Source organism: Stenotrophomonas sp. 364, from assembly GCF_009832905.1.
Taxonomy (GTDB): domain Bacteria; phylum Pseudomonadota; class Gammaproteobacteria; order Xanthomonadales; family Xanthomonadaceae; genus Stenotrophomonas; species Stenotrophomonas maltophilia_AP.
This window is the reverse complement of sequence record NZ_CP047135.1, coordinates 3718860-3731868: the sequence shown is the minus strand read 5'-3', so window position 1 is coordinate 3731868 and position 13009 is coordinate 3718860. Positions and strand designations below refer to the sequence as shown.

General features: G+C 65.2%; 15 protein-coding genes. 13 read left to right on the top strand and 2 right to left on the bottom strand.

Annotated elements, in window-relative coordinates; all coding sequences use genetic code 11:
- Window position 1: 1 nt before the first annotated feature.
- A complete protein-coding gene (locus tag GQ674_RS16775) occupies window positions 2-658 on the top strand; it encodes a hypothetical protein (RefSeq protein WP_201290170.1) in 657 nt (218 codons plus the stop codon).
- 17 nt (window positions 659-675) lie between these two features.
- Window positions 676-2490 carry a dihydrolipoyl dehydrogenase gene (lpdA, locus tag GQ674_RS16770; RefSeq protein WP_159497969.1) on the top strand — a complete coding sequence of 605 codons (1815 nt, stop codon included), beginning with the start codon at window positions 676-678 and terminating at the stop codon, window positions 2488-2490.
- Between the two features lie 264 nt (window positions 2491-2754).
- Here the strand turns inward: lpdA and GQ674_RS16765 are convergent, their stop codons facing one another.
- Window positions 2755-3573 (bottom strand): hypothetical protein, encoded by an 819-nt coding sequence (locus GQ674_RS16765; protein ID WP_159497968.1) that lies wholly within the window; start codon window positions 3571-3573, stop codon window positions 2755-2757.
- A 543-nt stretch (window positions 3574-4116) separates the two neighbouring features.
- Here GQ674_RS16765 and GQ674_RS16760 point away from each other — a divergent pair.
- The 11 genes from GQ674_RS16760 to GQ674_RS16710 all read left to right on the top strand — a co-directional run bounded on the left by GQ674_RS16760 (window position 4117) and on the right by GQ674_RS16710 (window position 12546).
- Complete coding sequence (locus GQ674_RS16760) at window positions 4117-4485, top strand: hypothetical protein (protein ID WP_181394075.1); 369 nt, start codon at window positions 4117-4119, stop codon at window positions 4483-4485.
- 31 nt (window positions 4486-4516) lie between these two features.
- On the top strand, window positions 4517-5311 hold the full coding sequence (atpB, locus tag GQ674_RS16755; protein WP_128097912.1) for a F0F1 ATP synthase subunit A: 795 nt from the start codon (window positions 4517-4519) through the stop codon (window positions 5309-5311).
- A 67-nt stretch (window positions 5312-5378) separates the two neighbouring features.
- Entirely contained in the window at window positions 5379-5681 is a 303-nt protein-coding gene (atpE, locus tag GQ674_RS16750) for a F0F1 ATP synthase subunit C (RefSeq protein WP_038686092.1), read from the top strand.
- A gap of 112 nt (window positions 5682-5793) precedes the next feature.
- Window positions 5794-6264, top strand: coding sequence for a F0F1 ATP synthase subunit B (locus tag GQ674_RS16745; protein ID WP_128097913.1), 471 nt, complete (start codon window positions 5794-5796; stop codon window positions 6262-6264).
- Between the two features lie 3 nt (window positions 6265-6267).
- Entirely contained in the window at window positions 6268-6795 is a 528-nt protein-coding gene (locus GQ674_RS16740; protein ID WP_128097914.1) for a F0F1 ATP synthase subunit delta, read from the top strand.
- A gap of 44 nt (window positions 6796-6839) precedes the next feature.
- Window positions 6840-8387, top strand: a complete 1548-nt coding sequence (atpA, locus tag GQ674_RS16735; RefSeq protein ID WP_038686097.1) for a F0F1 ATP synthase subunit alpha — start codon at window positions 6840-6842, stop codon at window positions 8385-8387.
- 82 nt (window positions 8388-8469) lie between these two features.
- Entirely contained in the window at window positions 8470-9333 is an 864-nt protein-coding gene (atpG, locus tag GQ674_RS16730; RefSeq protein WP_038686099.1) for a F0F1 ATP synthase subunit gamma, read from the top strand.
- Window positions 9334-9370: 37 nt separating this feature from the next.
- On the top strand, window positions 9371-10777 hold the full coding sequence (atpD, locus tag GQ674_RS16725; RefSeq protein WP_159497967.1) for a F0F1 ATP synthase subunit beta: 1407 nt from the start codon (window positions 9371-9373) through the stop codon (window positions 10775-10777).
- A gap of 112 nt (window positions 10778-10889) precedes the next feature.
- Window positions 10890-11312, top strand: a complete 423-nt coding sequence (locus tag GQ674_RS16720; protein ID WP_038686101.1) for a F0F1 ATP synthase subunit epsilon — start codon at window positions 10890-10892, stop codon at window positions 11310-11312.
- Window positions 11313-11469: 157 nt separating this feature from the next.
- A complete protein-coding gene (gene aroQ, locus GQ674_RS16715) occupies window positions 11470-12087 on the top strand; it encodes a gamma subclass chorismate mutase AroQ (protein ID WP_159497966.1) in 618 nt (205 codons plus the stop codon).
- A gap of 99 nt (window positions 12088-12186) precedes the next feature.
- Window positions 12187-12546, top strand: coding sequence for a DUF5339 family protein (locus GQ674_RS16710; RefSeq protein ID WP_159497965.1), 360 nt, complete (start codon window positions 12187-12189; stop codon window positions 12544-12546).
- A 50-nt stretch (window positions 12547-12596) separates the two neighbouring features.
- On the opposite strand, the gene GQ674_RS16705 is transcribed toward GQ674_RS16710, so the two are convergent.
- Window positions 12597-12980 (bottom strand): GtrA family protein, encoded by a 384-nt coding sequence (locus GQ674_RS16705; RefSeq protein WP_159497964.1) that lies wholly within the window; start codon window positions 12978-12980, stop codon window positions 12597-12599.
- Between the last annotated feature and the right edge of the window lie 29 nt (window positions 12981-13009).

The following is a 13009-nucleotide window of genomic DNA, read 5'->3' as shown; positions in this document are numbered from 1 at the left end:
CATGAAGCCGGGCAGAGCCCGGCTCTACGTGGCGTTGGTGCTGGGCATGGTGCCGGCGGCGCAGGCGCTCGCGGCGGACTGCAGCTCCGGCCTCGGCCGCGGCTGGCCGCCGGCGGTGGGCAACTACGGCCAGGCCGTGGAAACCCTGTTCGAAGGCAAGGCACAGCCGGCGCTGTCGCTGGTAACCCTGCCCAAGAGCGGGGTCGAAACCGGCGTGGCCTTGCTGCGGGGCACCCAGGAACAGGAATGGACGCTCCGTTACAGCCGCGCCGACAAGCGGGTCTACAGCTGGAACAACAGCGCCCGCCAGGGCGGTCTTGAACTGCGCGTGGACCAGGAGCCTGACCAGTACCAGGTCAGCATCCCGGCCGCGCTGGCACAGCGCCTGGTGCGCAGCTGGCAGGCCGCGCTGGACGCGGCGGTGCCGGCCGACCGCAAGGCCGCGGTGCTGGAGGGCGAGGTGCTGTCCTTCCAGGTGGACGGGCAGCGTTTCAGCGGCCCGCGCCCGGAATGCGGTACCGGCAAGCTGATGATGAAACAGGTGGCGCTGCTGATCGAAGCCAGCGACACCAAGGAAAAGAAGCTCGACCGTCGCTGGAAAGATCTGGACGAGTCGCTCGACGAACTGCAGCAATTGCTCGCCGGCACCGCCGGCTGAGTACCAGGAGAACAACAATGGCCGCAATTGAAATCAAGGTTCCCGACATCGGCGATTACAGCGGTGTGCCGGTGATCGAACTGCTGGTTGCCGTGGGCGAAACGGTGAAGAAGGACCAGGGGCTGGTCACGCTGGAGTCGGACAAGGCAACGCTGGAAGTGCCGTCGTCGGCCGCCGGCGTGGTCAAGGAAATCAAGGTCAAGCTCGGCGACAACCTGTCCGAAGGCGATGTGGTGCTGTTGCTTGAAGCCGAAGGCGAGGCTGCCGCACCGGCTGCGCCGGCCAAGGCCGACGCACCCAAGGCAGAAGCCGCGCCGGCCAGCAAGCCGCCGGTGACCCCATCGCACCGCGCCCCGGCCGAACCGGCCGCGCCGCAGCCGGCGCTGTCGTCGGGCAAGCCGGCCGACATCGAATGCAAGATGGTGGTGCTGGGCGCTGGCCCCGGCGGTTACACCGCCGCGTTCCGCTCGGCCGACCTGGGCGTGGACACGGTGTTGATCGAGCGGTACGCCAGCCTCGGCGGCGTCTGCCTCAACGTGGGCTGCATTCCGTCCAAGGCGCTGCTGCATGCTGCCGCGGTGATCGATGAAGTGGCCCACGCCGGTGATTTCGGCGTCGAGTTCGGCGCGCCCACGATCACCCTGGACAAGCTGCGCGGCTACAAGGAAAAGGTGGTCACCCAGCTGACCAAGGGCCTGGCCGGCATGGCCAAGCAGCGCAAGGTGCGCACGGTGCAGGGCCTGGCCACGTTCGTGTCGGCCAACGAGCTGGAGATCGTCGGCGACGACGGCAAGACCCAGCTGCTGCGTTTCGAGCAGTGCATCATCGCCGCCGGTTCGCAGGCGGTGAAGCTGCCGAACTTCCCGTGGGACGACAAGCGCGTGATGGATTCCACCGATGCACTCGAGCTGGCCGACGTGCCGGGTTCGCTGCTGGTGGTGGGCGGCGGCATCATCGGCCTGGAAATGGCGACGGTGTATGCGGCCCTCGGCAGCAAGGTCACGGTGGTGGAGTTCATGGACCAGCTGATGCCGGGCGCCGACAAGGACCTGGTGAAGCCGCTGGCCGACCGTCTGAAGAAGCAGGGCGTCGAGGTCCACCTGAAGACCAAGGCGTCGGGCGTGAGCGCCGATGCCAAGGGCATCACGGTGACCTTCGAGGCTGCCGCCGAGGGCGAGACGCCTGCGCTGGCGCAAGGCACGTTCGACCGCGTGCTGGTGGCCGTGGGCCGTTCGCCGAACGGCAAGAAGATTGGTGCCGAGAAGGCCGGCGTGCAGGTGACCGAGCGTGGCTTCATTCCGGTGGACCGCCAGATGCGCACGAACGTGCCGCACATCTTCGCCATCGGCGACATCGTGGGTAACCCGATGCTGGCCCACAAGGCGACGCACGAAGGCAAGCTGGCTGCGGAAGTGGCCTCGGGCGAGAAGAAGGAGTGGGTGGCGCGGGTGATTCCGTCGGTGGCCTATACGAACCCGGAAATCGCCTGGGTGGGCGTGACCGAGACCGAGGCGAAGGCCAAGGGTCTGAATGTGGGCGTGGCGAAGTTCCCGTGGGCGGCCAGTGGCCGTGCGATCGGTATCGGTCGTACCGAGGGCTTCACCAAGCTGATCTTCGACGAGGAGACGCACCGCATCATCGGTGGCGCGATCGTGGGCGTGCACGCCGGCGATCTGCTGGCCGAGATCGGGCTGGCGATCGAGATGGGCGCGGAGGCCGAGGACATCGGTCACACCATCCACGCGCACCCGACGCTGAGCGAATCGGTGGCGATGGCCGCGGAGATCTACGACGGCACCATCACCGATCTGTACATGCCCAAGAAGCGGTAAATCACGACCGTTGGTCGCGACACCGGTTCAACAAAAACCCCGGCAGACGCCGGGGTTTTTTTGTTGCTACGTGGTGCGGGGCGGTGTTGTGTCTTTGCCTGCTTTGGTCGCGACCGGATGGGCCCCTTCGTGACCGACAGGCCTTTCTGCAAATGTCCCCCAGCGCTCGACGCGCCCCGCCGTTGCCTGCTGACGTCGACACAAACAAAAAACGCGACAACAGGTTGCCCTGTTGCCGCGCTCGGAGAGAGGTGCTGCGGTTGCTTAGAAGGTGACGCTGATACCGGCCACCGGGCCCTTGAATTCCTGCTTCAGGCCGATGGTGCCGTCGCTGCCCTTCTGGTCCACGTCCAGCTTGAACCAGTCGTAGCCGGCGAACACGCCGAAGTTCTGGGTCAGGCGGTAATCCACGATTGCATTGGCGCGGGTCAGGTCGCCCTTGTAGTCGTCGAAATTGCCCCAGCTGGTGTTGAGGTACTGGCCCTGCAGCGTGATCAGCCACTTTTCCGACGGCGTGAAGCTCATGCGCGCGCCCACGACCGGGGCCACACCGTCGGCCTTCTCGTCGAGGAAGCGGCCCTGGTACAGGTCACCCACGTCGGCATAGGCCTTGGTGCTCACCTTGGCGTACTCGGCACCCAGCTGCAGGCCGAGGTCGAACGTATCGGTGTCCACTACGGAGTAGTCGTACACCAGGCTGGCCACCTGGTACTTCAACTCGCCCTTGACGAAGCTGTCGGCCGGTACGGTCACGCCACCGTAGGAGATGTCCTGGCCCAGCGTCTCGCGGCGGTCCTTGTCGTACTTGAAGTAGTTGAACAGCAGGCGCTGGCGGTCGCTGATGCGGAACATGCCGTCGATGCGCGGCTCCCACTCCTTGCCACCCAGCTTGAGATCCTCGGAGAAGCCCACGTCCTGGCCGGCAACGGTGGTGTTGCCGCGGATCGTGTTGTCCGAATCGATGTTCATCGCGCCCAGGCGCAGGGCGAAGCGATCGTCACCTTCAGCGGCGCTGGCGGTATTGGCGTGGGTCAGTGCCGCCATGGCCAGCGGCAGGGCGAGCAGGGGGAGCATCAGGCGCATCGGTGTGTGTCCTTGCAGTGATTCATTGATGTGGAATCACTCTGCCCAGCGTCGCGTCCACCATTCGTGAACGTATGGTGGACGCAGTGTGTACCGTTCATGCACCGGGCCGTGCCGTCGGTCACAGGGATGGCCGCAACGCGCCCCGGAGCGCGTTCAGGAGGCCGCCGTTGGGCCCCACCGGCGCCTGCGGTCGCGAAAGCGCCGGAAAAAAAGTGGCCCCGGAGAGAGTTCGGGGCCACTTTGGGGTGCCAGACCTGCCACAAGGGCGTCGACGAGGATCGAAATGTGCAGGTCGATGGATCAGACCGGACCCTGCGACGAAAGTTCAATTGGTGCGTCGCGACAGGCGCAGAGCCAGTCAGGCCGGGATTGGACCGCAGGTGGAACGCAAAATCTGTGGCGATGCAGCAACTTGCGGCCATCCGGGATGAACAGGGGGCGGTTGTCTCGCAAATTGTCCCGTTGCTATAATTTGGCGGCTCGACGAGGCGCTTGCTTGCGACCTCGGCCTTTCTACTCAAGATCTTGCAGGACATACGTGTGCTGAACTCCGTTGATTCGGGTCGGCGACTGATGCTGCGCGCAGCGGTTTACCCGCTGGCTGCAGTGGCTGTCCTGGCTCTGGCCTTCCTGCTGCTGGCAGGGACGATGTACGCCCTGGGGGCGCTGGCATCGGGTGTGGCGGTGTCGGCCGGTGGCTGGGTCGCGGCGCGCATGGCGCTGGGTGGCGGGGTGCAGGCGGCTGGATCGGCGATGACCCGCCTGATCCTGGCCGTGGTGGCAAAGTGGGTACTCGTTTTCGGTGTCCTGATGGTGGGGTTCCTGGTCTTCAAGCTGCCTGCATTGGCGCTGCTGGCCGGTATCGCCGTCGGGTTGATGTTCCAGGTCCTGGCTCTGGCCAGGCGCTGATCCTCTTTATTTAACTCAAGGTTCCGGACACATGGCAGGCGAGGCGCTGACACCCACCTCCTACATCCAACATCACCTGCACAACCTGACGTTCCATATGCAGGAAGGTGGTTTCTGGGCGATCCACGTCGACACCATCGTGACTTCGGTCCTGATGGGCCTGTTGATGGTGTTCGGCTTCTGGATGGCAACCCGCAAGGCCACCGCCGGCGTGCCGGGCAAGTGGCAGGCGTTCGTGGAGATCTGCCTGGAGTTCGTTGACCGCCAGGCCAAGGACACCTACCACGGCACCAGCAAGCTGGTGACCCCGATCGCCATCACGATCTTCTTCTGGATCCTCCTGATGAACCTCATCAAGATGATCCCGGCCGACTTCATCGCCCTGCCGCTGGAAGCCCTCGGCGTGCCGTACTGGAAGCCGGTCCCCACCGCCGACGTCAATGCCACCCTGGGCATGTCGATCAGCGTGTTCTTCCTGATGCTGTTCTTCGCGCTGCGTGCCAAGGGCATTGGTGGCTTCACCAAGGAGTTCCTGACCGCACCGTTCGGCAAGTGGATGATGCCGTTCAACCTGATCCTCAACATCGTCGAGTGGCTCAGCAAGCCGATCTCGCTGGCGATGCGACTGTTCGGCAACATGTTCGGCGGCGAAATCGTCTTCCTGCTGATCTGGGTGCTGGGCAGCGCGGGTATCGCCGGCGCCATCGCAGGCGGTGCATTCGGCCTGGGCTGGATGCTGTTCCATCTGCTGGTGATTCCGCTGCAGGCCTTCATCTTCATGATGTTGTCCATCGTGTACCTGAGCCTGTCGGAAGACGCTCACTGAGTTTCCGTTTCACCCTTCATCCGTTTGTTTCTAAACCCTTAGCTATTCAAAGTTCCAGGAGAAAACCATGTACCTCGCCGTCCTGACCAACCTCGCCCAAGTCCAGAGCTCCACCGTCCTCGCCGTCGGCATCATGATCGGCCTGGCCGCGCTGGGTGCCGGTCTCGGTCTGGCCATCATGTCCGGTAAGTTCCTGGAATCGGCTGCCCGCCAGCCGGAACTGATTCCGGTCCTGCAGGTCCGCATGTTCATCACCGCCGGCCTGATCGACGCCGCGTTCATCATCTCGGTCGCCGTCGGCCTGCTGTTGGCCTTCGCCAACCCGACCATCGGCGAGTTCGTTGCCCGTCTGCCGGCTGTTGCAGGCTGATCCAGCGAAAGCGAAACGATCAGGCGCCGCGTGCGCCTGATCGCGGATGAAGGAAAGGCTGCGCCGCCTCGGGCGGCGCAACCACCCCATCACCCCAGATTGAGCGAACCCCATGGAAATCGGTTTTACCCTCGTTGCCCAGGCACTGGCGTTCGCCGGTCTGATCTGGATCATCGCGACCAAGATCTGGCCGCCGTTGATGAATGCCATCGAAGAGCGCCAGCAGAAGATCGCTGAAGGCCTCGCCGCTGCCGACCGCAGCCAGAAGGATCTGGCCCAGGCGCAGGAAAAGGTCAACGAAGCACTGAAGGATGCACGCGGCAAGGCCAACGAGATCATCGACCAGGCCCACGCGCGCGCCAACCAGATCGTTGAAGCCGCCAAGAATGAAGCCATCGCCGAAGCGAACCGCCAGAAAGACCTGGCCCACGCTGAAATCGAGGCTGCCGCCAACCGTGCCCGTGAAGACCTGCGCAAGCAGGTGTCCGCCCTGGCCGTGAGCGGTGCCGAAAAGCTGCTCAAGCGCGAAATCGACGCCAACGCCCACAAGGCGCTGCTCGACGAGCTGGCATCGGAGATCTGATCGATGAGCCAGGCCCTCACGCTTGCACGCCCGTATGCCCGCGCCGCGTTCGCGACCGCGCGCGACGAAGGCACGTTCGCGCCGTGGTCGGACGCGCTTGCGTTTTCCGCCCATGTAGCCGCCGACCCACGCGTGGCGGCCTTGCTGTCGAACCCGGAACTGGACCGCGGCGATGCCGTCGCGTTGCTGGTGCCGGAATCGTCCAGCGAGACCTTCGGTCGCTTCCTGGCCATCCTGGCCGAAGCGCACCGTCTGCCGCTGCTGCCGGAAATCGCCGGCATGTACGACCAGCTGCGCGCCGACGCCGAACACGTGGTCAAGGCCACCGTGACCTCGGCCACGGAACTGTCCGCCGCTGAACTGGACGCCATCAAGGCCGCGCTGCGCAAGCGCTTCGGCCGTGAAGTGGACGTCTCGACCGCAGTCGATGCTTCGTTGATCGGCGGTGCCGTCATCGACGCCGGCGACGTGGTCATCGATGGCTCGCTCAAGGGCAAGCTGTCGCGCCTGCAGACCGCGCTCGCTAACTGAATTCATTTAACGTCCGGCGTGATCGCCGGCACTAGGACTTGACGATGGCAACCACGCTCAACCCCTCCGAAATCAGCGAACTGATCAAGAACCGCATCGAGAAGGTCAAGCTGGCCGCGGAATCGCGCAACGAAGGCACCGTGACCAGCGTGTCCGACGGCATCGTGCGCATCTTCGGTCTGGCCGACGTGATGCAGGGCGAAATGATCGAACTGCCGAACAACACCTTCGCCCTGGCCCTGAACCTGGAGCGCGACTCGGTCGGCGCCGTGGTCCTGGGTGGCTATGAGCACCTGCGCGAAGGCGACGTCGCCAAGACCACCGGTCGCATCCTGGAAGTGCCGGTGGGTCCCGAAATGCTCGGCCGCGTGGTCAACGCGCTGGGCGAGCCGATCGACGGCAAGGGCCCGATCGCTGCACAGGCCACCGCGCCGGTGGAGCGCGTTGCCCCGGGCGTGATCTGGCGCAAGTCGGTCGACCAGCCGGTGCAGACCGGTTACAAGTCGGTCGACTCCATGATCCCGATCGGCCGCGGCCAGCGCGAGCTGGTCATCGGTGACCGCCAGACCGGCAAGACCGCCCTGGCCATCGATGCGGTGATCAACCAGAAGAGCACCGGCATCAAGTGCGTGTACGTCGCGATCGGCCAGAAGGCCTCGACCGTGGCCAACATCGTGCGCAAGCTGGAAGAGAACGGCGCCCTGGCGCACACCGTGGTGGTGGCTGCCACCGCGTCCGAATCGGCCGCGATGCAGTACATCAGCGCCTACTCGGGCTGCACCATGGGTGAGTACTTCATGGACCGCGGCGAAGACGCGCTGATCGTGTACGACGATCTGTCCAAGCAGGCCGTGGCCTACCGCCAGATCTCGCTGCTGCTGAAGCGTCCGCCGGGCCGCGAAGCCTACCCGGGTGACGTGTTCTATCTGCACTCCCGCCTGCTCGAGCGCGCTGCCCGCGTGTCCGAAGAATACGTGGAGAAGTTCACCAACGGCGCCGTCAAGGGCAAGACCGGCTCGCTCACCGCGCTGCCGATCATCGAAACCCAGGCCGGTGACGTCTCGGCGTTCGTGCCGACCAACGTGATCTCGATCACCGACGGCCAGATCTTCCTGGAAACCGATCTGTTCAACTCGGGCATCCGCCCGGCCGTGAACGCCGGTATCTCGGTGTCGCGCGTCGGTGGTGCGGCCCAGACCAAGATCATCAAGAAGCTGTCCGGCGGCATCCGTATCTCGCTGGCCCAGTACCGCGAGCTGGCTGCGTTCGCGCAGTTCGCCTCGGACCTGGACGAAGCCACCCGCAAGCAGCTTGAGCGCGGTCAGCGCGTCACCGAGCTGATGAAGCAGAAGCAGTACGCCCCGATGTCGATCGCCAACCAGGCGCTGACCATCTACGCCGTCAACGAGGGTTACCTCGACGACGTGCCGGTCAACAAGCTGCTGGCGCTGGAAGAGGGCCTGCACGCCCACTTCGCCAACACCCAGGGCGAGCTGATCAGCAAGATCAACGCCACCGGCGGTTGGGACAACGACATCGAAGCGGCCTTCAAGAAGGGCATCGCCGAGTTCAAGACCACCGGCAGCTGGTAAGCCGCATGTGGGGCGGGGCCTGACGGCCTCGCTTCACCGTTGAATGGCAGCGGGGCAGAGCCCCGCTATACGGGAAGAAGAGATGGCAAGCGGACGCGAAATCAAAACCAAGATCAAGAGCGTGCAGAACACCCGCAAGGTGACGCGTGCGCTCGAAATGGTCTCGGCCTCCAAAATCCGCAAGGCGCAGGAGCGGATGAAGACGTCGCGTCCGTATGCGCAGGCGATGAAGCAGGTGATCGGTCACCTGGCCCAGGCCAGCACCGATTACCAGCATCCGTTCCTGGTCCAGCGCGACGAGGTCAAGCGGGTCGGTTACATCGTGATCTCCTCCGACCGCGGCCTGGCCGGCGGCCTGAACAACAACCTGTTCCGCAAGATGCTGGGCGAAGTCCGCCAGTACCAGGACAAGGGTGCCGAGATCGACGTGGTGACGGTGGGCCAGAAGGCCTCGACCTTCTTCCGCCGCATCAAGGTCAACATGGTGGGCAGCGTCACCCACATGGGCGACGTGCCGCACCTGGAACAGCTGATCGGCGTGATCAAGGTCATGCTCGATGCCTTCACCGAAGGCAAGGTCGACCGCGTGTACCTGGTCTACAACCGCTTCATCAACACGATGACGCAGAAGGCCAGCTTCGACCAGCTGCTGCCGTTGCCGGCCGCTGAGAAGCAGGTCGCGCACCACGACTGGGACTACCTGTACGAACCCGACGCCGCGACCGTGCTGGAGCACGTGATGACGCGTTACGTCGAGTCGCTGGTGTACCAGGCGGTTCTGGAAAACGTCGCGTCCGAGCATGCAGCCCGCATGGTCGCGATGAAGTCGGCAAGCGACAACGCGAACAAGCTGATCGGAACCCTGCAGCTGGTCTACAACAAGGCCCGCCAGGCAGCGATCACCCAGGAAATTTCCGAAATCGTCGGCGGCGCGGCAGCAGTCTGACGCGCACAGTCAAAGCACACATTAGAGGATTGCAGCAATGAGTCAGGGCAAGATCGTTCAGATCATCGGCGCCGTCGTCGACGTCGAATTCCCCCGCGAGTCGGTGCCGAAGGTGTACCACGCGCTGAAGGTGGACAACACCGACATCACGCTGGAAGTGCAGCAGCAGCTGGGCGACGGCGTGGTCCGTTGCATCGCGCTGGGCTCCACCGACGGACTGAAGCGCAACCTGGTGGCCACCAACACCGAACGCGCCATCTCGGTGCCGGTCGGTGCAGGCACCCTGGGCCGCATCATGGACGTGCTCGGCCGTCCGATCGACGAAGCCGGTCCGGTGACCGCCAGCGACACGTGGGAAATCCACCGTGACGCCCCGTCGTACGAAGACCAGTCCCCGGCCACCGAGCTGCTGGAAACCGGCATCAAGGTCATCGACCTGATGTGCCCGTTCGCCAAGGGCGGCAAGGTCGGCCTGTTCGGCGGCGCCGGCGTCGGCAAGACCGTCAACATGATGGAACTGATCAACAACATCGCAAAGGCGCACAGCGGTCTGTCCGTGTTCGCCGGCGTGGGTGAGCGTACCCGTGAGGGCAACGACTTCTACCACGAGATGAAGGACTCCAACGTCCTGGACAAGGTCGCGATGGTGTACGGCCAGATGAACGAGCCGCCGGGCAACCGCCTGCGCGTCGCGCTGACCGGCCTGACCATGGCCGAGTACTTCCGCGACGAGAAGGACGAAAACGGCAAGGGCAAGGACGTGCTGCTGTTCGTCGACAACATCTACCGCTACACCCTGGCCGGTACCGAAGTGTCGGCACTGCTGGGTCGTATGCCGTCGGCAGTGGGCTACCAGCCGACCCTGGCCGAGGAAATGGGCGTCCTGCAGGAGCGCATCACCTCGACCAAGAATGGCTCGATCACCTCGATCCAGGCCGTGTACGTGCCCGCCGATGACTTGACCGATCCGTCGCCGGCCACCACCTTCGCCCACCTGGATTCGACCGTGACCCTGTCGCGTTCGATCGCCTCGCTGGGTATCTACCCGGCCGTGGATCCGCTGGATTCGACCAGCCGCCAGATGGACCCGCTGGTCATCGGCAACGAACATTACGACACCGCCCAGCGCGTCCAGCAGACCTTGCAGAAGTACAAGGAACTGAAGGACATCATCGCCATCCTGGGCATGGACGAACTGTCCGAAGAAGACAAGCAGGCCGTGACCCGCGCCCGCAAGATCGAGCGCTTCTTCAGCCAGCCGTTCCATGTGGCCGAAGTGTTCACCGGTTCGCCGGGCAAGTACGTGACCCTGAAGGACACCATCCGTGGCTTCAAGGCCATCGTCGATGGCGAGTACGACCACCTGCCGGAGCAGGCGTTCTACATGGTCGGCAGCATCGAAGAAGCGGTCGAGAAGGCCAAGAAGATGGCCGAGAAGGCCTGATGCGGCGGGGACGGGCACACGCCCGTCCCGACCGTGACACGGGGTGGGCATCTGCCCACCGCTGCGGAATCCCTGCGGTGGGTCACACCCGCCCCCTAGCGAAGAGAGTTACATGAGCACCATCCGTTGCGACATCGTCAGCGCCGAGCAGGAAATCTTCCGTGGTGAAGCGACCCTGGTCGTGGCCACCGGCGAGCTGGGCGAGCTGGGCATCGCGCCCAAGCATGCCCCGCTGATCACCCGCCTGAAGCCGGGCAAGGTGGTGGTGACCACGCCGAACGGCGAGCAGCTCGACTTCGCCATTTCCGGCGGCATCCTCGAGGTGCAGCCGCAGGTGGTGACCGTGCTGGCCGACACCGCGATCCGTGCCCAGGACATCGACGAAGCGTCGGTGCGCAAGGCCAAGGAAGAAGCCGAACGCGTGCTGGCCAACCGTGGCGAAGCCATGGACGTCGCCGAAGCCCAGCAGAAGCTGGCCGAAGCGGTGGTCCAGCTGCAGGCGCTGGAGCGCCTGCGCAAGACGCTCAAGCACTGAGCGGCCCGCCTGCTGTTGTTCGACCGCGCCGGCCTTGTGCCGGCGTTGTCGTATCTGGGCCACCCTGGAGGGCGATGGTCGGGACTGTGATCGACCCGGCGTCCCCGCGCGGGCAGGGCGGGCAGAATCGGCGGCATCCGTTGCCCGAGTCCTGATGATGAATCCTGCGCGCCCCGCCCTGGTCATTGCGGTCCTTTGCAGCCTGCTGCTGCCTGCCCGCGTAGCCGCTCTCGCGCCTTTGGACAGCTTGGGCGTGTGGGTCCAACGGGTGGCGGCGCGCAACGCGATGGCCCACGACGTGGCGGCCTACAAGTTTGTTGCCGGACGCCCGATCGAAGACCCGCAGCGCGAGGCCGCCGTGCTCGCCGAAAAGCGCGACCGCGCCGTGCAGCGGGGAGTGGACCCGGACGCGGTGGTGCACACCTATCGCCAGCTGATCGAGGCCAACAAGCTGCTGCAGCACGCTGATTTCCAGCGTTTCCTGCTCGGCAGAACGCCCTCGCCGCCGCCATCGCTGGACGCCATCCGCGAACGCATCGATACCCTCGATGAGCGCCTGCTCTCGCAGTGGGCGCAATTGGACGATGTGCGGGCCGCCCCCGACTGCCCGCGCCAGCTGGCGCGGGCCATCGCCCGGCAGGGCACGCCGGGCGCGCCGCTGGATGACGCTACGCGCATTGCCCTGGTGCGGGCCACGCTGGGCTTCTGCCCGCACGACGGGGTGCCAGCCGGAGGCGTACCCGGTGCGGCGCAGAATGACGCCGCCGGGCATTGATGCTAGAAGTGCACCTGCCCGACATGCACCCGGATGTGCGCGGCCGGAGACTGTCATGCAGGCATTCGAAACCCCTGACCGTTCAATCAAGGAATGACCATGTTCAAGAACGCATTGATTCTCGCGGTGGCCCTCACCGGCCTGGTGGCGTGTGGCAAGAAGGACGACACTGCCGCGCCGGCCACCCCGACCCCGGCGGCGGCTGCACCGACCACCGCTACGCCGGCAGCCGCTGCCGGCATCGGCGCGGGCCTGCCGCAGGCCTGCGAGGCCTACCTGACCCGCGCCAAGGCCTGCTTCGACAAGTCCAACCCGCAGACGGCCGCCGCCTTCCAGCAAGGCGTGGACCAGGCCAAGGCCCAGTGGGCCACCATGCAGGACAAGACCGCGCTGGAAGCCGGCTGCAAGCAGGCCAACGACCAGTTCGCCCAGGTGGTCAGCGCGCTGAAGTGCGAATAAGGTAATCCCGGCCGGGCACCGCACCGGTGCCCGGTTTGTGCGACGGCCGCTCAGCGATAGACGAAGCGCCGCATCAGCAGGAACGACACAGCGGCCAGACCGCCTTCGACGACCGGCTTGGCCAGCCAGGCATAGGCCAGGCCAAGCTGCTGTGCTGCCGTGCTCACCAGCAGCGTACTGACGGCGGTCAACAGCAGCCACAGCGCCAGGAACCGCGCGAAACGCGCCCAGCCGAGGCGGTGGTCGCCTTCGGCGGCAAAGGTGTAGCGCCCGTTGAGCCAGAACCCCAGCAGCATCCCGCACACCCGGCCCAGCACGTTGGCGGGCACGGTCGGCACGCCCAGTGCCGTGGCACCGACGAACACCGCCCAGTCCACGACCAGCTGCACCAGGCCGATGAGGAGGAAGCGGCTGCCTTGGCGGATCAGGCTCACAGGAAGGTAATACCGGTGCGGAAACGCAG

What these genes read in the sequence shown, in the direction of transcription:
- lpdA (WP_159497969.1), top strand. Translation starts at nt 676, where the DNA reads ATGGCCGCAATTGAAATCAAGGTTCCCGACATCGGCGATTACAGCGGT.
- atpA (WP_038686097.1), top strand. Translation starts at nt 6,840, where the DNA reads ATGGCAACCACGCTCAACCCCTCCGAAATCAGCGAACTGATCAAGAAC.
- aroQ (WP_159497966.1), top strand. Translation starts at nt 11,470, where the DNA reads ATGAATCCTGCGCGCCCCGCCCTGGTCATTGCGGTCCTTTGCAGCCTG.
- GQ674_RS16765 (WP_159497968.1), bottom strand. Translation starts at nt 3,573, where the DNA reads ATGCGCCTGATGCTCCCCCTGCTCGCCCTGCCGCTGGCCATGGCGGCA.
- GQ674_RS16775 (WP_201290170.1), top strand. Translation starts at nt 2, where the DNA reads ATGAAGCCGGGCAGAGCCCGGCTCTACGTGGCGTTGGTGCTGGGCATG.
- atpE (WP_038686092.1), top strand. Translation starts at nt 5,379, where the DNA reads ATGTACCTCGCCGTCCTGACCAACCTCGCCCAAGTCCAGAGCTCCACC.
- GQ674_RS16740 (WP_128097914.1), top strand. Translation starts at nt 6,268, where the DNA reads ATGAGCCAGGCCCTCACGCTTGCACGCCCGTATGCCCGCGCCGCGTTC.
- atpB (WP_128097912.1), top strand. Translation starts at nt 4,517, where the DNA reads ATGGCAGGCGAGGCGCTGACACCCACCTCCTACATCCAACATCACCTG.
- GQ674_RS16720 (WP_038686101.1), top strand. Translation starts at nt 10,890, where the DNA reads ATGAGCACCATCCGTTGCGACATCGTCAGCGCCGAGCAGGAAATCTTC.
- GQ674_RS16710 (WP_159497965.1), top strand. Translation starts at nt 12,187, where the DNA reads ATGTTCAAGAACGCATTGATTCTCGCGGTGGCCCTCACCGGCCTGGTG.
- GQ674_RS16745 (WP_128097913.1), top strand. Translation starts at nt 5,794, where the DNA reads ATGGAAATCGGTTTTACCCTCGTTGCCCAGGCACTGGCGTTCGCCGGT.
- atpG (WP_038686099.1), top strand. Translation starts at nt 8,470, where the DNA reads ATGGCAAGCGGACGCGAAATCAAAACCAAGATCAAGAGCGTGCAGAAC.
- atpD (WP_159497967.1), top strand. Translation starts at nt 9,371, where the DNA reads ATGAGTCAGGGCAAGATCGTTCAGATCATCGGCGCCGTCGTCGACGTC.